The following is a 16885-nucleotide window of genomic DNA, read 5'->3' as shown; positions in this document are numbered from 1 at the left end:
CCCAGTCCTCCACCTTGATCACCCTCCAGAGTGACTACAAGGGGGTCAGTATTCGGCCGTCGCCACGGGGTCACCGTTCGCGCGTCGTCAACACGCGCGACGCACCCCGCGCCCCCTCCCAGCGCGGGGGCGGCCACCGGGTGGACGAAAGTCACCGCTGGTCGATCGCTGAGGCTCGGGCAACCTGGACGGTGCTGCTGTCCGGGAAGGCCCGGTAGAGACGGGCGTGGCGGCGTGTGCTTCGGAGGGACGGCGTCGCCACGCCTGCCAGGATAGGCATGGAGCGTGCTTCCGGAAGCACGCCCGCTAGCACCCTGAAACATGGCATGACCAGGGCTGTAGCAGATAGCACCCAGCCCGCCTGCCATCCGTAAATCAGTTCAGGAGATGGTTTTGAACCTGGACACACTCGCTGCTGCCGCAGCACTCACAGTCTCCCCCTGCTCATATTCAGCTACATCTACACCTATTACGCGCGCCCGTTCCGTGAGCAGTTCACTGGACAGACCCCGGAGAACGGGGCCGGCGATCAGCTCTGGAGTGCTTTCCAGTTCCACGTGAGCCCGTAGGACGAGCTCAGAGCCAGCAAACCCGGGCCGATGGCGCCGAGATTGAGGAAGCGGGCCTGCGCGTCGTACTGGCCCACCGCCGTCGGCTGCGATGCGTGCCTGTCGGCAAGAGGGGTGCAGAACACGTAGCCGCCGTCATTGGCGCGGAATTCGTTCAGCGTGAGCCGGTTGCCATCGCCAACCGCGGGATCGGTGGCCGTTGAATTGACGTACAGTCCCTTGTGGACGAGGTAGTAGCAGTAGAAATCCTCGGTCTTGTCAGCGTATATGGGCAGAAATTCTTCTTCGGGATCGCCGCTGTCGGGTTCGAGCACCACCGGGGTGCCCGGCTCCGGATCGGAGTCCTGCACGGTCATGGCCGAGCCTGCGCCGGTGACGATCTCGTCGACGTCCAGCGCCTCGTTCTCGGCGTCCTGAAGGAACCAGCGTTGCTCGGGGTCGAATTCGTCGACGAGATCACGACCCACCAGTTCTTCGCCGTCCGCGCGATCCAGGACGGTCAACGCCTGACCGGTGGCCTTGTTCAGCAAGATCCATGTACCGTCACCCATGTCCAGCAATCGCCAGAGCTGGGAGTCGCCCTCGTCAGAGCCTTGGAGAACCGCCGGCGCGTCGGCACGGGCGGAGTCCTGGCCCAGATAGGTACGCGTGACGCTGTGCAGCACGCGGTAGTGACCTGGGTGGTCGGCGGCGGCCAGGAAGCGGAAATTGTGCGCGCTCTGCTCGGAGCGGGCGAACATCCTGGTCTTGAGGCGACTACTGCCGGGCTGTGTCCCCGCACCCGAAGGGTAGGGAGAGCGGGTGCTGGATGCGCTTCTGAGATTCTGCGTTGTTCGCGGAATGGCCTTCGCCCGCTGTGCCGGCTTGGACGTCGTGCATCTCTGATCGTCGGTGGGATAGGAGAAGTCGTATTCGACGGGACGGTGGTCCGATAGTTCGAAGTCGGTTATCGGCGTCCCGAACCCGTAACCCCTGTAGAGCACCGGGGTGACGCTGTTCTGCGTGACGGCGTAGTCAATGGTGCGTCCCGTGACGGGGCGGGTCGGCCCGCTCGAGGACAGTATGTCGAACTGATGGGAGTCACTGCCGAGGGCGTTTATCAATCCTGCCTGTCCATAAACCTCCATGTTGAAGTCGCCGAGGACCACCCAGCGCAGCGGCTGCCCGTTCGGGCCGGCGTTCTCCATACGACTCTTGATGTTCCTCAGCATCGTGGCGTTGTCCGTTCCGCCTTGTGCCGCCCCATGCCAGGTGAAGTAGACGACACCGCAATAGTTGACGCCGAGCGCGGGACGGGACTTGCCCTCGTGCACGCCGTTCCGGGTCGCTCCGGGGACGACGAATATCTCGTTCCGCTGGACACTTCTCCGAGTCCAGACCGCCAGATTGATCTTTTCCGGGTTGCCGGAGCCGGTGTCGACGTTCGTGTTCAGCCAGTAGAGGTAACCTCCTCTGCGGCCTCCACTGGTTCGGCTGAGCCAGATCTCCTGGACGGGAGGCGCGTTCGTACTGCCGTCCCGCATCCTCTTGACGTAGTCGGTCTGCGCGATGGCATCTTCGGCCCAATAGTGCCGGTCGGCGGGATAGCCGGTTTCCTGTAGGGCCAGGATGTCGTTCTCCCTGGGAGGATTCTCCTGCGTATGCAGCGAGGGCAGTGCGGTCGCGTACCTGTCGCCATGTTGTTGCGAGGACGCGCCGGCCATGTTCCAGGTGGCCGCCTTGATCTCGACGAACTCTGGGTCACGTGGGGGAATTTCGCCGCCGGTGTCGCGGAGGAACAGTGAGTGCCGATTCCCCACGTCGAGGGTGGCCACTCCATTGCCCTGGTAGTTCAGGGTCTCTCGTTCGGTCCAGTCCGTGATCGCCTGCCCGTTCTGGCGCAGGGGCAGAAACGTGCGCGGGTCGGAGTCGTCCGATCCGAACTGGAAGGCGGTACCGACCTGGGCGCCGTACGGCCTGTACGGTTCGAACGGCCCGCCCGCGGTGGTCTGCTTGCTCAGCGTGTTGTTGTAGAAGACGTTCTGCGGCCCGGAGGAGCCGGCCCACTTGCCCGCCTTGGGGCCGGCCGCCCACCAGATCGGATACCAGGTGCCCTCGTCGATCTCGCCGCCCTCACCACCGCAGTTGGCCGAGCAGTTGGCCGAGCGGTGCTCATAGGGGACTCGCACCGTGTTCTGCTCGAACAGGTTGTCGTGCTCCCAGCCGCCGTGCAGGTTCAGGTCGGAGTCGAGGTCGTTGCGGAAGGCGACGTTGCCGCCGGCCGACCACTGGAAGGTGAAGTGGCGCAGGTTGCGGCTGAGGTTGTGCGCCCACAGCGAGTCCCATACGCGACTGCCGCGCAGGTAGCCGTTGCCGCCCTTGCCCTTGTTCCAGGCGCCGTCGAAGCTGTTGCGCTCGATCTGCAGGTTACGCGCCACCTCGGTGACGATCGGGTGTGAGCCGGTCATCGTGGCTTTCAGCCCGCGCGCCCAACTGTTGGCCGCCCACTTGAACACGATGCCGTGCATGGCGTACTCGGGCGCCATGTTGCCGTAGTTGTGCACGGCCTGCTCGGGAGTCAGCGAGTACGTCTCCTGGCCACCGATCTTCGGCAGGCCGTTCATGTCCTGGGTGAAGGCGAAGTCCTCGAACCCGACACCCTCGACCACCTTCAGCGGCGTGACCTTGCTGGCGTACGGGGTGCCGTTGCCGTTCAGCGGTTCGGAGCCGTCCGATTCGGAGTTGACCGGCAGGTCCCACTCCAGCGGCCGGTCCAGCGTGATCGTCTTGGCCGTGGCGTCCATGCGGCTGAGCCGGAACATCTCCTGCCGCATGTGGAGCGCCTCGATCATGCTCTGGTCGGTGATGCCCTGCTGCGCGTAGAACTTCCGGCTGTTGGCCGCGCCCACCCAGACATAGCCGCCCGGCTTGAACTTCGTCATGTCGGCTTTCGCGTCCAGCCGCACGACCGGGTTTCCCGCCCGTGCCGAGAAGCCCGGGTCCCCGTCCGCCGCGGCCACCTTGAAGCCGGAGGCCCAGTGCTGGTTGATGCTGCCCTCATAGAGGTCCTTGCGCATGGGCAGGCTCGACGCCAGCTCCCAGTCATCCTTGTACCGGGCCGCCACCTCTCGGGTCTGGACCCGGAACATGCCTCGCCCAGGCCAGATCCAGCCACCGTTGCCGATGTCGGGGGCGGTGCCGGCAATCATGCTCTCCTGGTCCCACCGACCGTTGATCACCTGGTCGTAGCGGGTCCGGAGGCCGGGTCTGAACACCAGCCGGGTGCCGCCGTCGCCAGCCCCCTTGCCCCGTACGATCAGGAATCCGGCGTCAACGTAGATCTGCTGGGTGATGTCGAGCCGGCCGGAAGGCAGCTCGATGAGCGAGAGCCGGTTGAAGTTGGCGTTCGGCGAGCAGACGCTCTTGATGTGGTCGATCGCCTTCTGCAGTCCGGCGGTGTCGTCGGCCCCGTCGTCCGCCGTCACCCCGTAGGAGGAAGCAAGCTTTTCCGGCGAGATACGGCAGGAGGCGTCGTCGGTCAGATCCGTATCGCCCTCGGGCAGCTTCTGGCCGCCTCGGTATCCTGCGCGTGACCAGTCCGGTAGACCGGCCGTCGGGGCTGTGCGGTTGGTGACACTCAGGTCCGGGCCGGACGCTCCCGGTCCGGCCGACGGCGAGTCTTCCGCCGTTGCAGCCGCGGTCAAGGGCGTCGGGGAAGTGGACGCCGCCGGGGCGATGCCCGGCGACGACAACGAGAGCAGCAGGCCGGATAACCCGGATAACACGGCCGCCGCTGGTCGAACCAGTCTCACGTGATCTCTTTCTGAGTAGGACGCCGGGAGTCGGGCGTCGGGCGTCGGAGACGATGGCGCCGTCCGGCTAAGCGTTTACCGGCTTCACCACTGCGGGGCCGACGGCGTGGGCATCGCCGCGAAGTCGTAGACCTTCTTCCACAGCACGCCGCTCTTGCCACCGGCTGAACCGTTGATGACGTAATAGACATCGGTACCGGCTACCACGGCCAGCGGAGTTCTGCCCGGGGAGAGTGCGAAGCTGTTCTCCTCGTAATAACCGCTCCACCCACCGTCGCGCGAGATCATGTAACTGCCGATGGTGTTGTCGCGGTCCTCGGTAATGGTGATGACGCCGTAACCGCTTCGGGAGAGCGCGACGGACGGGCCATTCCTCGTGTAGCCGGGGGTTCCTGTCGCATAAACCCGGAACGGATTCGTCCAGTTGCCGGTCCCGTACCGCTGCCGCGACATGTACACGTAGTTATTGGTGCCCGTGAAGGCGAGAACGACCTGGTTCCAGGGAGCGGGGTCGTTGTTGGTGTCCACCTGGGCGGCCAGTCCCGGCGCGTCCTTGCTCTGCGCACCCGGCACGATACTGGGCGCGCTGTAGGTCGCGGTTTCGCCGTTGTAGTACATCGTCCAGATGTCATCGGTGGACTGGCTGTTCCAGGCGAGCATGAAAGAGTTGTCGGGAAGCGCGGCAACCGCCACGGGCTCGGTGTTGGTGGTGCGCGTGTCGTTGGGGATCTTGGTCCAGCTGGGCAGAGTGCCGGGCAGTTGGTAGCTCGCGCTGAGCTGGACGCGGTGCTGGTAGACGTGGCCCTCGGTACCGGTGTGGAAGATCCGGAAGTTTCCGCGCCCCCCGTCGTCGGTCCAGATCACCCTCGGAGGAGTCCACGTCTGCGCGTTGGGCAGTGAGTACGCCGGCCCGTTGTTCAACGAGATCCAGATGGAGTCGTTGTCCGCGCCGCGCCAGGCGTGCAGGATGTTGCCACGGTTGTCGCGTGCCTCTCCCGGAGTGGACCTGCTGGTGATCTGCCCACCGGCATAGGTCACCGGCTGCCAGTCGGATCCCTCACCGGGAAAACCCCAGGAACTGATCGAGGCGTCACCGTCGTCGGCCGAAGCCGGTGCAGGCGCCGTCATTCCACCAGGGGCGGCGGCACAGGCGACCAGCGTCACCAGCGCGATGAACAACCTCTTCTTGATGAGCATTTCTTCTCCCGCATCGTCTCTCGAATCGATGTCCGTCGCGCCCTTGGCGCGGAGGTAACTCATGGACCGTCACTACAGAGACAAAGTGCGGCAGGCGGCTTGTGACATGACGCTCGTCACATCACGTCAAGCCCGCGGCACAATCAGTCTGAATTGTTTTCCGAGGTCACCTCAATGCGTGCCTGCCTCGGTTTCACCATGGACGTCTCGATGCCAGACGCGCTATCCCGTGGCACCGCTCTCGTAGTTGTCGTCCTCCGGTGGCGCGCCGGGCGGTGCGGGCTGTTCCAGACGCAGGAACATCTCCACCGCCTCCGCACCGAACGGCACCAGCGACACCTCCAGATCACCGTGCGGCAACTTGCGCGGGTGCGGCGGCAGCATCCCCGGCATGTCCAGGCGCGGCGCGCCGCCGACCGCGTTGAGCAGGTTCGCCGCCAGCGCCAGATGCAGCATCTCCTCCACGAAGACGCCACTCACCGCCTCCACAGCGGATCGGACCGCCGGCCGGTGGGCCGGCGGCCTGGTTCGCTCCTGGGGTCAGGCAGCGTGACGGCAGCCGGTGCCGTCACGCTGCGGATACTTCGCCGGGGTTCAGGACGGGCGCGGGCCGCGGCGGTCCTGGCGCTGGGCCAGCTCGGCCTCTTCCACCAGCGTGAACATCGGCTTGCCCGGCTCGCACAGCATGGTGACCGTGAACCGTACCGGGACATCGTCGCGATTGTTGCCGTCCTGGTAGTGGATGACGTCGCCCCCCGGCTCCCAGAACGCCTCGCCGGCGCGGATCACCCGCTCCGGCTCTCCTTCCAGCTCCATCAGCATCTCGCCCTCGAGGACGACGCCGAAGGCGGGGCCCGGGTGGCGATGCGGCGGCGCGCCGGGGTCTCCAGGCGGGTACTCGATGACCACGGTCATCGCGTGCGCGCCCTCGGGGATGAACGGAGGCTGCGCCTCTTGCAGCACGGTCAGCGCCGTCTGCCACGCGGTCGATCGCGGTTTGTCCATCGCCCCGCCTACTTCGCGTTGGACTGGTCGAGCCAGTCCTTGTAGGTGATGGTGCCGAGCTGCGCGCCGTCAGCGGGCACCAGCGACCGCTCGCCGAGCAGGCTGCCGAAGTAGCGTGCCTGCGGGTCGACGACGACCTCGCGGGTGTCACCCCAGGCGGCCAACGCCTCGCGGAAGAACTCGTCCATCTTGTACCGGGTCGGTCCGGCGATCTCGATCCGGCCGTTCAGCGGCGTCCCCACCGCGGTCCTGCCGACCGCCTGGGCCACGTCGTCGCCCGCGATCGGCTGGAACAGCACCGGCGCGATGTGCACCTTGCCGTCGACCGTGCCCTCGTCGGCGATGCCGCGGGTGAACTCGAAGAACTGGGTGGAGTGCACCAGCGAGAACGGGATTCCCGACTTCTCGATCAGCTCCTCCTGAGCGATCTTCGCCGCGAAGTAGCCGTTCTCCGGCATCCGGTCGGTCCCCACGATCGACACCGCCACGTGATGGCCCACCCCCGCGGCCGCCTCGGCCGCCAGCAGGTTGCCGGTGGAGGTCTGGAAGAACTTCATGACGGCCTCGCGCTCGAACGAGGGCGAGTTCGACACGTCGATCACGACCTGGGCGCCCTTCAGCACCTCGGCCAGGCCCTCCCCGGTCAGCGTGTTGACGCCGGTGTTCGGCGACGCGGCCACGGCCTCGTGGCCGTGCTCGCCCAGCTTCTTCACCAGCTTCGACCCGATGAGCCCGGTCCCGCCGATCACCACGATCTTCATTGTTGGCACCCTTCTGCCTTTCCGGGCGCTGTAGTGCGCCCGCATCGTCAGCTAAGACAAGGCAGCCCCCTCACTTGTGACAGGCGGCCTCGTGTTCGAGAAGGAGCTTGGTGAGCTCGACGCGCGAGCCGATCCCGAGCTTGGTGAAGGCATGCCGGAGGTGCGTGCTGACCGTGTACGGCGACAGGTAGAGCCGATCGGCGACCTGCTTGTTGGTGGCGCCGTCGGCGACGAGCCTGATGATCTGCATCTCGGAGGCGGTCAGGCTGTCCCAGCCCGCGGTCGGCCTACCGGACACCGCGCGAGCGGCGCCCGCCCAGGCCCTTGAGGTCGTGCGCCGGTATGCCCTTCAGTGCCAACGCTGGAGTTTGTCGGGGTTCAGGATGATCCACACCGCCGTGACCTCGGCTCCGGCCACGCTCACGCTGACCACCGCCACGGCCTTGCCCGCCCGCCGCAGCACGAGCCCCGTCCCGCCGTTCACCGATCCGATGGCCGGCTCGGTTCCTGGCTGGTCGATCAGCAACGCCGTGACGACCCGCGCGACCGCGTCCGCACCGTAAGTCGGCCGTACGGCGACGCGCACCTTGCCGCCGCCATCGCTGACGACGATCGCGTCGGCGGCCAGGACTTCCCGCAGCGTCTCGGTGTCGCCCGCCTGGCAGGCCACGGCGAACCGGCGGGCCACCCGCTCGTGCCTGGCGAGCATCTCCGGGCCGTACCCGGCCCGGTGCGAGGCCGGGTACGGCACGGGCTGGGCCCGGGGCACCCGGCCGCCGGGCACGTGGTCGGGGTCGGGATCGGGGTCGGCGAGGAGCTCCAGGCAGATGCTTCCCGCTGTCCGCGTCAGCCAGGCGCGCGGCACCGCGATGGCGGCGCGCTCCTCCTCGTCGAGGGCGTACCAGCGGCGATAGGTCTCCTGGACGACGTGGTCGGCCGTGGTGTCCGAGCCGAACATGCACAGAGCGATCTCGAGCAGGTGCTGCCGTTCGTCGAGCATCTCCGCCAGCGACTCGGCGCCCGCCTCGGTCATGATCTGCCGCCCCCTTCATTGTTGGCAGATAAGACCGGACAGCCCGTTACGTTGTGACAAAGCGGCTGCGAGACCGCTCGAAGGCCTCGATCTTGGCCGGGTTGAGGATCCACAACAGGTGGTGGATCCCCTCCCTGGAGGCCTCGATGGCGAGCAGGGCGACACCGCTGCCGTCCCGGGTGACGAGCACGCCTGGCAGCCCGTTCATCTCGACCCACGTGACGGCGGCGCCCGGCCAGAACCGTGGTGAGAACGCGGCCACGAACCTGGCCACCCGCTCATTGCCCAGCACGGGGAACTTGGCCGATCCCCTGATGCCGTCGCCGTCGGAGGAGCTGACGACGTCGGAGGCGAAGAGCTTCTCCAAGGCGCCGACGTTTCCTGTCTGGGCGGCGTCGAGGAACGTCTCCAGAAGGCGCCGGTGCTGGAGCCTGTCGATGGGCTCGTGGCGTACGGCGGTCAGGCGCCTGCGGGCGCGGCTCACGATCTGCCTGACATTGACCGGGGTGAGCCGCAGGATCTCCGCTATCTGCGGATAGGGGTAGTCGAAGGCTTCGCGCAGGACGTAAGCGGCGCGCTCGGTGGGATTGAGCTTCTCCAGCAGGAGCAGAAAGGCCAGCTCCAGCGCTTCGCCGCGTTCGGCGCCGACAGTGGGGTCCAGACTGGTGTCCACGGGTTCCGGCAGCCAGGGGCCGATGTAGGACTCCCGCCGCATGCGCGCCGACTGCGCCAGGTTGATGGCCAGCCGGGTGGTGACCAGCGCCAGGAAGGCCGGCGGGTTCTCGATGGTCTCGCGGTCGGTGTCCTGCCAGCGCAGCCACACCTCCTGGACGATGTCCTCGGCCTCGGCCGCGCTGCCCAGCATCCGGTAGGCGATGCCGAACAGCCGCGGACGCAGCTCGATGAAAGCGGACGCCGCCCGATCGAGAGCGCCCGCCTGTTTCAGGGATTCCGTGTTCATGTGCCCCACATCGATTCACCCGTTGGCCTGGGCAGGGGTTCGTCAGCCTCGCGCGCGGTCCACAGCGTCGAGGATAGTCGCTGTCACGGCGTCGGGCTGGGAGGCCGCGAGCGCGTGAGAGGCGCCGGCGACCGTGGTGAGCTGATTGCCACGCAGGCGCTGAATGACGCGGTTCCAGCCGGCCGACTCGGCGAAGGCGCCGTGGACGAGGAGAACGACCGGTTGGTCCATGGGATTGCCTCTCTGGTTGTTCACTCGTGGAAGCCGATCTCGCGATGAGTACCGTCGCAGAGCGGTTTGTTGCCGGAGTGGCCGCAACGGCACAGCGTCATCCGGTTCCTGGTCTCCAGCGGTAGGCCGTCCGATCGGGTGACGGGGATTCCACCGGTCACCCACAGCGCGCCGGCCAGCCCGTCCTCCTCCAGCACCGAGACGGCGCGCGGGAGGTCGGCCTCGATCGTCTCGCCGCCGCGTTCGAGGGCATAGCTGTAGGAGCCGGAGGGGCAGTGATCGATGCGGCCCATGACGGCGGAGCGCACGTCGCTGTCGGCGGTGTCGTCGAGCATCTTGGCGATGGGTCTGGTCCGGCCGATGCAGAAGGCGGCGTGCACGCACAGCTCGCCCACCCGCTGCGCGGAGATGCCGACGCCGTCGTGCACGTGCTGCAATTCCTGGTAGGGCCGCATCGGCGCGGCCTCCGTGCCGTCGAAATCGATCACGGCGTGAGTTCCGTCGCAGAACGGCTTGGCGCCCGAACGGCCGCAGCGGCACAGCGCATAGGTTTCCTCGGTCTCCAGCGGCTCGCCGGTCTTCCAGGTGAGCGCGTTCTTCTGCTCGGCGGAGACGATCTTCCGCTTGCGTCGCAGGGGGACGCGACCGTACACGACGTACGGCCCGTCCCGGAGCACGACGATCCGCTGGTGGTCGCCCGCGCTCCAGCGGCGCAGCTCAGGCGGGACGTAGTCGAAGGTGAGGCCGCCCCGCCGCATCAGCTCCTGCGCCTGGGCCTTGAGCGCGTACATCTCCCCGGTGGCGACGGCGAGCATCCTCGGGCTGCCGTTGAAGGCCAGCTCCAGCAGATGGAGGATCGCGCAGTAGGTGTGGTTGAACTCCTCCTGCGCGGCGCGGTCCGCGGGGTTGGGCGTCATGGAGAACACCTCGGTGAGATCCACCGAGAGCTTTTCACCGGTGGGCCCTGACTCAGGGGTGTCCCCGCGCCGGTAGCGGCGGCCGAGCTTCAGCTCCATGAAGCGGTAGTAATGGGCGACCTCGTCCTGGTCACCGTCCCAGACCTCGCCGCGGGCGTTGCCTTCCCCCTGCTCGACGATCTCCTTCAGCGCGTCCAGCGCGGAGGCGAGGTCGGTGACGGCGACGAGCCTGCCGCCGGTGTGGCGGAAGTGGCCGCCGCTCACCTGCCGGGCCGGGTCGCCGCAGAACACCTCCTTCTCGCCGAGCGTGTCGCACAGGTGGCGCAACCCCTGCTCGATCGCCGCGTAGAACTGCCCGATCGTCTGGTAGTTGTCGTCCTCCGGTGGCGCGCCGGGCGGTGCGGGCTGTTCCAGACGCAGGAACATCTCCACCGCCTCCGCACCGAACGGCACCAGCGACACCTCCAGATCACCGTGCGGCAACTTGCGCGGGTGCGGCGGCAGCATCCCCGGCATGTCCAGGCGCGGCGCGCCGCCGACCGCGTTGAGCAGGTTCGCCGCCAGCGCCAGATGCAGCATCTCCTCCACGAAGACGCCACTCACCACCTCCACAGCCGCCGGGTTACGCTCCGGATCCAACGAGTACAGCGCCGTCAAGTACGGCGGCAGCGTCGCGTGCTCCAACTCGATCGCCCACTGCAGGTGCTCACGGAGGCTGCCGAGCGTGCCGATCCGCGGCTCAGGCAACGTCGTCACCCGGCCGCGAGCCGTCCTCCAGCACCTTGACCGCGTCGCGCAGCCCCCGCAGAGCGATCTTCTCGCGCTCGACGTCCGTCGGGTCGTACAGCCACTCGGTGACCGGCTGCCACACCTCCTCTTCCGGATGGCTCGCCTCGGCGATGATCAGCTCCTCCTCGATCTCGACGTGGAGCTCGTACAGGAACTCGTTCTCACCGTTCGGGGTGATCATGTCTCCTCCAAGGGATGTACAGCCGGCCTGCTGACCGCGTGGATCAGCCGGTCGGCGGCCGGCATCGGCTCGATCAGGATTGGCCGGACCCCGAACCCTTCGGCGGCCCAGGCCGCCGGCCCGCCGACTCCCACGCCCACATCGAGCAGCCGCATCCCGGGCGCCGGCGGTCCAGCCCGCGACATCGCCGAACTCGGCGACCATCGGCAACGCGGTCACAACAACCTCCCCCGTTCAGCGGTGTGGCCCGATCGCCAGCTAAGACAGGACAGCCCCGGCATTTGTGACAAGATCCGGCTATTCGACGAGCTTTCCCACGGTTGAGACCTCGCGCATGAACGCCGCGATCTCGGCGGGAATCGGCGGGATGCTCTCCCGCTCCACCGATCCGGGGCCGAACCACCCGGTTGACCTGCAGTGCGGGGTCGAGTTCCGGGTCGTCGGAGCGGTTGTGGCAGCCACGGGTCTCGCGGCGCTCGATCGCGGCGTCGACGGTCGCGCGCAGATCGGCCCCTCCGGTCCCGATGACCAGGACGGACGTGGCGATTCTGTTTCCTGATGCGTACATGACGCTCCTTCAGCTACGGGCCGCCCAGATGGCGACGGCGACCAGCGCGACGCAGGCGGCCGCGATCAGCCCGACCACGGCGGCCACCCCGATCCAGGGCGCCGCGAGCGGCGACAACACGACGGCGCCGACGCACCCTGCCACGGCAGGGCGGGGGATGACGGAGTCCGCGTCGACCAGCGCATGCACCACCCGGAGCAGGATGAGATACACCCCGACCGGGATGGCGACCGCGTAGCCGATCGCCATCGGCGATGCCGCCACCTGGCGCCCGCTCTGCTCCACCGCCACCTCGAGCCCGGCGCCAAGAGCCGCCAGCGCGGCGAAGATGCCGAAGTGGCCGTACCCCCACCAGTACGACCGATGACGCCGGTCGCTGAGCCCCTCCCCTGCCTTGACCAGGAAGTACAGCCACCACATGGCGAACAGCAGGACGAGACCGGATCCGGCGATGGCGACGAGGGGAGCCGCTTCGAGCGCCGCTTCAACTCCTCTGCTCGCGGCCAGGACACTCTCGCCCAGCAGGATGATCGTGAACAGGCCGTAGCGCTCGGCGATATGGTGCGGGTGCCAGGTGGTTGCCCTGACTCGCTCCGCCCACCACGGCACCGCCAGCTCCAGGACGACCAGGCAGGCGAAGAACGGCAGCTGGAGTGACGCCGGCAGGAATCCCGTCCCCAGGAGAGCGAGTCGGAACAACCAGCCCAACTCGACCAGACCTATGCCCGCGGCGTAGCGGAGCCCCGTACGACGGCTCACCGGGTCTTCGAACGCGGCCCTCAGCCATTGGGCGACAAGCCCGATCCTCATGATGAGGTAACCCAGGGTGATGATCCCGTAGTCGGAGTGGCCGACCGCGGCGGGCACGCCGACGGCGAGGACCAGCACCCCCGCCATCTGCACCATGGTCAGCAGCCGGTAGGGAACGTCGTCGGTGTCGTAGGACGAGGCGAACCAGGTGAAGTTCATCCACGCCCACCAGATGGCGAAGAACACCTGGAGGAACGGGACCAGCCCGGTCAGGCCGTGATCTTCAGCGATGGCGTGCGCGAACTGCGCCGTGATGGCCGCGACCGCGATCACGAAGGTGAGATCGAAGAGGAGCTCGAGCTGGCTCGACGCGCGATGCGGCTCGTCGACGGGCCGGGAGCTCATCTGGACCCGGATCCGGACAGTGGTCCTGGTCGAGGGCACGCTCACGCTCCTGTCGCTCTTACGGCATCCGGTTCGCCAAGGAAGACCGGACGGCGTCGCGATCTGTGACAGCTCGTCGCGGTGGTTGTCACACGTCGAGAGGCCACTCCTCGGCCAGGGACATGGCCGCCTCCAGGCGCACCCTCCTCATCCGCCCGACCGACCAGGCCCAATAGAGCGGCGACACCGGCCTCCACTTACGGTGCGCTCGCGAGGGTGTTCCGCCGCTGATCGGATTCGGCGGGCGACGTCGGCGGCGAGCAGTTCCTCCAGTCCGGCAAGATCGCCGGACTGCGCGGCGGCGACGAACGTCTGTGCGAGGCGCCGATGGGCGGTGCTGCTCACCTGGTGGCGCCGCTCGGTGGCAAGGTGGTCGCGGGCGCGTCGCAGGAGTTGCCGCGCGTGGTCTTCGCCCAGGTGGAGGATCTCGGAGATTCGGCGGTAGGGGTAGTCGAAGGCAATGCGGGGAGATAGACCGCTCGTTCGACGGGGGTCGGTCTCTCCCCGCGAAGGCACCGCCCCCGTTGAACGGTCGGCGGCCGATGCGTAAGTCCACAACGATCTTCGCCCGGTAGTCACCCACCAATGCGAAAGGGTGCCACCCTTCCGAGTGACACCCTTGCCGACCAGCTGAAACCTGGTCGGGACGACAGGATTTGAACCTGCGACCCCTTGACCCCCAGTCAAGTGCGCTACCAAGCTGCGCTACGTCCCGGTTGTCCTGCGTCCTGCGCCCTCTCGGGCGGGACGTCATAACCTTAGCGCAGATCGAGGGGGCTTCGCACACGGCGACGCCCACGAGGGCAGGCGATCGCGCGAAGGGCGAGGGGCACCGTGGGGCGTAAGGCGTTGATCGACCAGGAGGAGTTGCGGCGGCTGGCCGGGCAGGGGTTGTCGAACGCGGAGCTGGCCGCGCGGTTCGGAGTGAGCGAGTCGGGGATCTTGCAGGCGAAGCGGGCGGCAGGTCTGTCGAAGCCGATGCTCGATCACTCGCGGGCCATCCCGTGGAAGCTGGACCGCGCGCACAACCAGTCCGGACCCGCGACGAACCTGCGCAATCTCTCCTCCGTGGCGCAGGGGCGGGTGATCCCGGCCGAGAAGCTGAACACGGCGCTGCGCTGGGCCGGGCGGCTGGTCGCCTCCGGGATGGACATCTCGTACGAGCCGAGTCGCGGGTTCCTGGAGGTTCCCGCCTCTCCTGAGGACTGGCTCGTCGAGAGGATGCTGAACGAGGCCAGGAAGGCTCTTGAGGCCACCGTGCCCTCCGAGGGCATCGAGGATCACTAGATCATGACGTCCTGCCCGAGAGGGCGATGGGCGACCGGGACGTAGCGCAGCTTGGTAGCGCACTTGACTGGGGGTCAAGGGGTCGCAGGTTCAAAGCCCGTCGTCCCGACCGGGTTTCGGCTGGACGGAGGGGTGAGCACCGGAAACCAGCCGAAGCCAGAGAAGGAGGCCACGATCAGAAACTCCGCAAAGGAACGGTCAATACCCGAAAAATCGCGGTAAAACGTCAAATCAAGTCTAAATAGTGGCACGCCAGAGATGTTGGCAACCGGTTTCGAGCCTTGACCCCAGGGCAGCGCACGAGTACAAGCGCCTACACGACCGGAGGCAGACATGTCCACCGTGATCTGGGTGGCCGTCATCGTGGTCGCGGTGGTGGCGATCGCTGCAGTCGGCTATTTCGTGATGCAGCAGCAACGCCGACACCGGCTTCGCGACCGTTTCGGCCCCGAATACGAACGTACCGTGCAGGAGCGTGAGAACCGGCGCGATGCCGAGCAGGAGCTCATCGCCCGCGAGCAGCGCTTCAGCTCCCTCGACATCCGCGCCCTGGACGCCGGGACGCGCGAGGTCTACGCGAAGAAGTGGATGGAGGTCCAGGAGCGTTTCGTGGACGCTCCCGGCTTCGCGGTGACGGAGGCCGACCACCTGGTCACGTCCGTGATGGCGGAGCGGGGCTACCCGACCGAGGACTTCGAGCAGCGGCTCTCCGACCTTTCGGTCGCGCACGGCCGCACCCTCGACCACTACCGGCAGGCTCACGAGATCAGCACCCGGGCCGCCCGCAAGGAGGCCTCCACCGAGGAGCTCCGGCAGGCCATGGTCCACTACCGCGCCCTGTTCGAGGAGTTGCTCGAGGCCCCCGGCACCTCGACCCCGGACCCCTCGGTCAACGGCGACCGGAACTCCCGGCGGACCGAGACCGCCGACCGGGACGCCACGATTCCCGCCGACCGAGACGCCCGGCACCCGGACTCCACCCAGCCCGAGACCATCGACGACGCCGAGCGAGCCCCGCGACGCGACCCCCAAGGACGGTGACCCGAATGAACGACCGATTCAGCACGGACAAGGACCGGCTGGTCCACAAGGCGGACGAGGACGACCTGAACACCCCGCGCCACGGCGAGGAGGTCGCCCCCGAGTTCCGGGAGCCGCACCACGGTGACGCCGACCGCACGAACGCCTCGTCCCTCGACCCGGACACCGGGACGCGCGACCCGCTGATCAGTGACCGCGACGACGTCCTCGTCGTCGAATCGAGCGACGACCGGCACACCACCGTCGGATCGGACACCTCTCTCGACGACGACCGGCGCGACGTGGCGAACGACGGCGTACGGGGTGACCTCGACGGCGACGGCAGGAACGACAGCCCGTTCGCCCACGCGCAGCCCTCCGCCACCACCCCGGGTACGCCGGTGACCGGCACCGGCGCGTACGACTCCCCGGTCGCCTCCGATCTCCCCGGAAGCACCGCGGACCGGCCGGACGACGTGCTCGACGAGAGCACCGGCTTCACCGACGCCGAGCGGACCGGCCAGACGCCCGCCACCACCGCGCCCACCACGGCCGGGGCCCTGTTCGACCAGGACGCCGACGACGTACGGCGGCGCTGGCAGGAGGTCCAGGCCGGTTTCGTGGACGATCCGCGTGACGCGGTGGAACGGGCCGACTCCCTCCTCGACGAGGTCACGGGTTCCCTCAGGAACGCGCTGGAGACCCGGGCGACCGAGCTCCAGGGGCGTTGGAAGAACACCGAGAAGAACGACACCGAAGATCTCCGGACCGCTCTGCGTGACTACCGCGCGACCTTGGAGCAGCTCCTGAACATCTCCGCCGGGACGAGGTGACCCATGCTCGCAATCGCCGCCGCCGTCGTTTTCGGCCTTGGATTCCTGCTCGACCTGATCAACACCAGACTCGGCCCGATCAGCGGGACAGGCTTCCTGCTTCTCGGACTCCTGCTCCTGGCGCTGCACCAGGCCGGGATCGGCTCGGCCGGTCCGCGGACCGGCGGGGGTGGAGGCGGCTGGCGCCGTAGGCGCTAGACCCTCCGCCCACCGGCTGCCCCGCACCGGGGAAAGCCTGCTCCGAGAGTCGGGAACACGGTCGCCGAAGGAGCCGAAGGAAAGGGCTCCGTCCACATGGACGGGGCCCTTTCGACTGTCCTGATCTCCGTCGGCTGCGGGGGAAGCCCTTCCCCGACGGCCTCAAGGGCATGAGGAAACCGGCGTCGAGGGCGCTGGGACGCGCCTCGCGCCGGCGAAGGAGGGGCGGTGCGGGAAAAGCCGGTGGGGGGGGGGCGGGGGCCCCGGAGCCCCCCCCCCGCGGTTCAGGGGGGCCCGCGCCCACCCCCCCGGAAAAAAAAACAATAATTTCAAAGTGTTTTAAGTGGCCG

17 protein-coding genes, 2 tRNA genes and 1 pseudogene are annotated in these 16885 nt (G+C 67.7%); 7 read left to right on the top strand and 13 right to left on the bottom strand.

Annotation, left to right across the window (positions count from 1 at the left end):
• Positions 1-218 (top strand): annotated as a pseudogene (locus AB0B96_RS40460) (hypothetical protein); the annotation flags it as partial.
• 311 nt (positions 219-529) lie between these two features.
• On the opposite strand, the gene AB0B96_RS40455 reads toward AB0B96_RS40460, so the two are convergent.
• The 11 genes from AB0B96_RS40455 to AB0B96_RS40405 all read right to left on the bottom strand — a co-directional run bounded on the left by AB0B96_RS40455 (position 530) and on the right by AB0B96_RS40405 (position 11435).
• On the bottom strand, positions 530-4033 hold the full coding sequence (locus AB0B96_RS40455; RefSeq protein WP_362907578.1) for an RICIN domain-containing protein: 3504 nt from the start codon (positions 4031-4033) through the stop codon (positions 530-532).
• Positions 4034-4444: 411 nt separating this feature from the next.
• Positions 4445-5557, bottom strand: a complete 1113-nt coding sequence (locus tag AB0B96_RS40450) for a hypothetical protein (protein WP_362907576.1) — start codon at positions 5555-5557, stop codon at positions 4445-4447.
• Between the two features lie 222 nt (positions 5558-5779).
• Complete coding sequence (locus AB0B96_RS40445; protein WP_362907574.1) at positions 5780-6037, bottom strand: ferritin-like domain-containing protein; 258 nt, start codon at positions 6035-6037, stop codon at positions 5780-5782.
• A 114-nt stretch (positions 6038-6151) separates the two neighbouring features.
• Complete coding sequence (locus AB0B96_RS40440) at positions 6152-6562, bottom strand: cupin domain-containing protein (RefSeq protein ID WP_362907572.1); 411 nt, start codon at positions 6560-6562, stop codon at positions 6152-6154.
• A gap of 8 nt (positions 6563-6570) precedes the next feature.
• Positions 6571-7323 (bottom strand): SDR family oxidoreductase, encoded by a 753-nt coding sequence (locus tag AB0B96_RS40435; RefSeq protein ID WP_362907570.1) that lies wholly within the window; start codon positions 7321-7323, stop codon positions 6571-6573.
• A gap of 70 nt (positions 7324-7393) precedes the next feature.
• On the bottom strand, positions 7394-7621 hold the full coding sequence (locus tag AB0B96_RS40430) for a helix-turn-helix transcriptional regulator (protein ID WP_362907568.1): 228 nt from the start codon (positions 7619-7621) through the stop codon (positions 7394-7396).
• Positions 7622-7672: 51 nt separating this feature from the next.
• Positions 7673-8356, bottom strand: a complete 684-nt coding sequence (locus AB0B96_RS40425) for a hypothetical protein (RefSeq protein WP_362907566.1) — start codon at positions 8354-8356, stop codon at positions 7673-7675.
• A 46-nt stretch (positions 8357-8402) separates the two neighbouring features.
• Entirely contained in the window at positions 8403-9317 is a 915-nt protein-coding gene (locus AB0B96_RS40420) for an RNA polymerase sigma-70 factor (protein ID WP_362907564.1), read from the bottom strand.
• A 42-nt stretch (positions 9318-9359) separates the two neighbouring features.
• Positions 9360-9572 carry a hypothetical protein gene (locus tag AB0B96_RS40415; RefSeq protein WP_362907562.1) on the bottom strand — a complete coding sequence of 71 codons (213 nt, stop codon included), beginning with the start codon at positions 9570-9572 and terminating at the stop codon, positions 9360-9362.
• Positions 9569-11212, bottom strand: a complete 1644-nt coding sequence (locus AB0B96_RS40410; RefSeq protein ID WP_362907560.1) for a ferritin-like domain-containing protein — start codon at positions 11210-11212, stop codon at positions 9569-9571. Before AB0B96_RS40410 ends, AB0B96_RS40415 begins: the two co-directional genes overlap by 4 nt.
• A complete protein-coding gene (locus AB0B96_RS40405) occupies positions 11205-11435 on the bottom strand; it encodes a hypothetical protein (protein ID WP_362907558.1) in 231 nt (76 codons plus the stop codon). Before AB0B96_RS40405 ends, AB0B96_RS40410 begins: the two co-directional genes overlap by 8 nt.
• A gap of 334 nt (positions 11436-11769) precedes the next feature.
• On the opposite strand from AB0B96_RS40405, the gene AB0B96_RS40400 reads away from it, so the two are divergent.
• Positions 11770-11994 (top strand): hypothetical protein, encoded by a 225-nt coding sequence (locus AB0B96_RS40400; RefSeq protein WP_362907556.1) that lies wholly within the window; start codon positions 11770-11772, stop codon positions 11992-11994.
• Positions 11995-12012: 18 nt separating this feature from the next.
• Here AB0B96_RS40400 and AB0B96_RS40395 read toward each other — a convergent pair whose 3' ends face one another.
• A complete protein-coding gene (locus tag AB0B96_RS40395) occupies positions 12013-13197 on the bottom strand; it encodes a low temperature requirement protein A (RefSeq protein WP_362907554.1) in 1185 nt (394 codons plus the stop codon).
• A 638-nt stretch (positions 13198-13835) separates the two neighbouring features.
• Positions 13836-13912: transfer RNA gene (locus AB0B96_RS40390), tRNA-Pro, on the bottom strand.
• Between the two features lie 119 nt (positions 13913-14031).
• Here AB0B96_RS40390 and AB0B96_RS40385 point away from each other — a divergent pair.
• The 5 genes from AB0B96_RS40385 to AB0B96_RS40365 all read left to right on the top strand — a co-directional run bounded on the left by AB0B96_RS40385 (position 14032) and on the right by AB0B96_RS40365 (position 16535).
• A complete protein-coding gene (locus AB0B96_RS40385) occupies positions 14032-14484 on the top strand; it encodes a hypothetical protein (RefSeq protein ID WP_362907552.1) in 453 nt (150 codons plus the stop codon).
• Positions 14485-14519: 35 nt separating this feature from the next.
• Positions 14520-14593: transfer RNA gene (locus AB0B96_RS40380), tRNA-Pro, on the top strand.
• A gap of 224 nt (positions 14594-14817) precedes the next feature.
• The gene (locus tag AB0B96_RS40375; RefSeq protein WP_362907550.1) at positions 14818-15525 is read left to right on the top strand and encodes a hypothetical protein; all 708 of its coding nucleotides are present in this window, start codon (positions 14818-14820) and stop codon (positions 15523-15525) included.
• 5 nt (positions 15526-15530) lie between these two features.
• Positions 15531-16337 carry a hypothetical protein gene (locus tag AB0B96_RS40370; RefSeq protein WP_362907548.1) on the top strand — a complete coding sequence of 269 codons (807 nt, stop codon included), beginning with the start codon at positions 15531-15533 and terminating at the stop codon, positions 16335-16337.
• Between the two features lie 3 nt (positions 16338-16340).
• The gene (locus tag AB0B96_RS40365; protein WP_350947031.1) at positions 16341-16535 is read left to right on the top strand and encodes a hypothetical protein; all 195 of its coding nucleotides are present in this window, start codon (positions 16341-16343) and stop codon (positions 16533-16535) included.
• Positions 16536-16885 lie beyond the last annotated feature (350 nt).

It is taken from the genome of Streptosporangium sp. NPDC049046 (genome assembly GCF_040649155.1).
In the GTDB taxonomy this organism is placed as follows: Bacteria; Actinomycetota; Actinomycetes; order Streptosporangiales; family Streptosporangiaceae; genus Streptosporangium.
The sequence above is the reverse complement of the archived record's forward strand: the minus strand, read 5'-3'. Positions and strand labels throughout refer to the sequence as shown.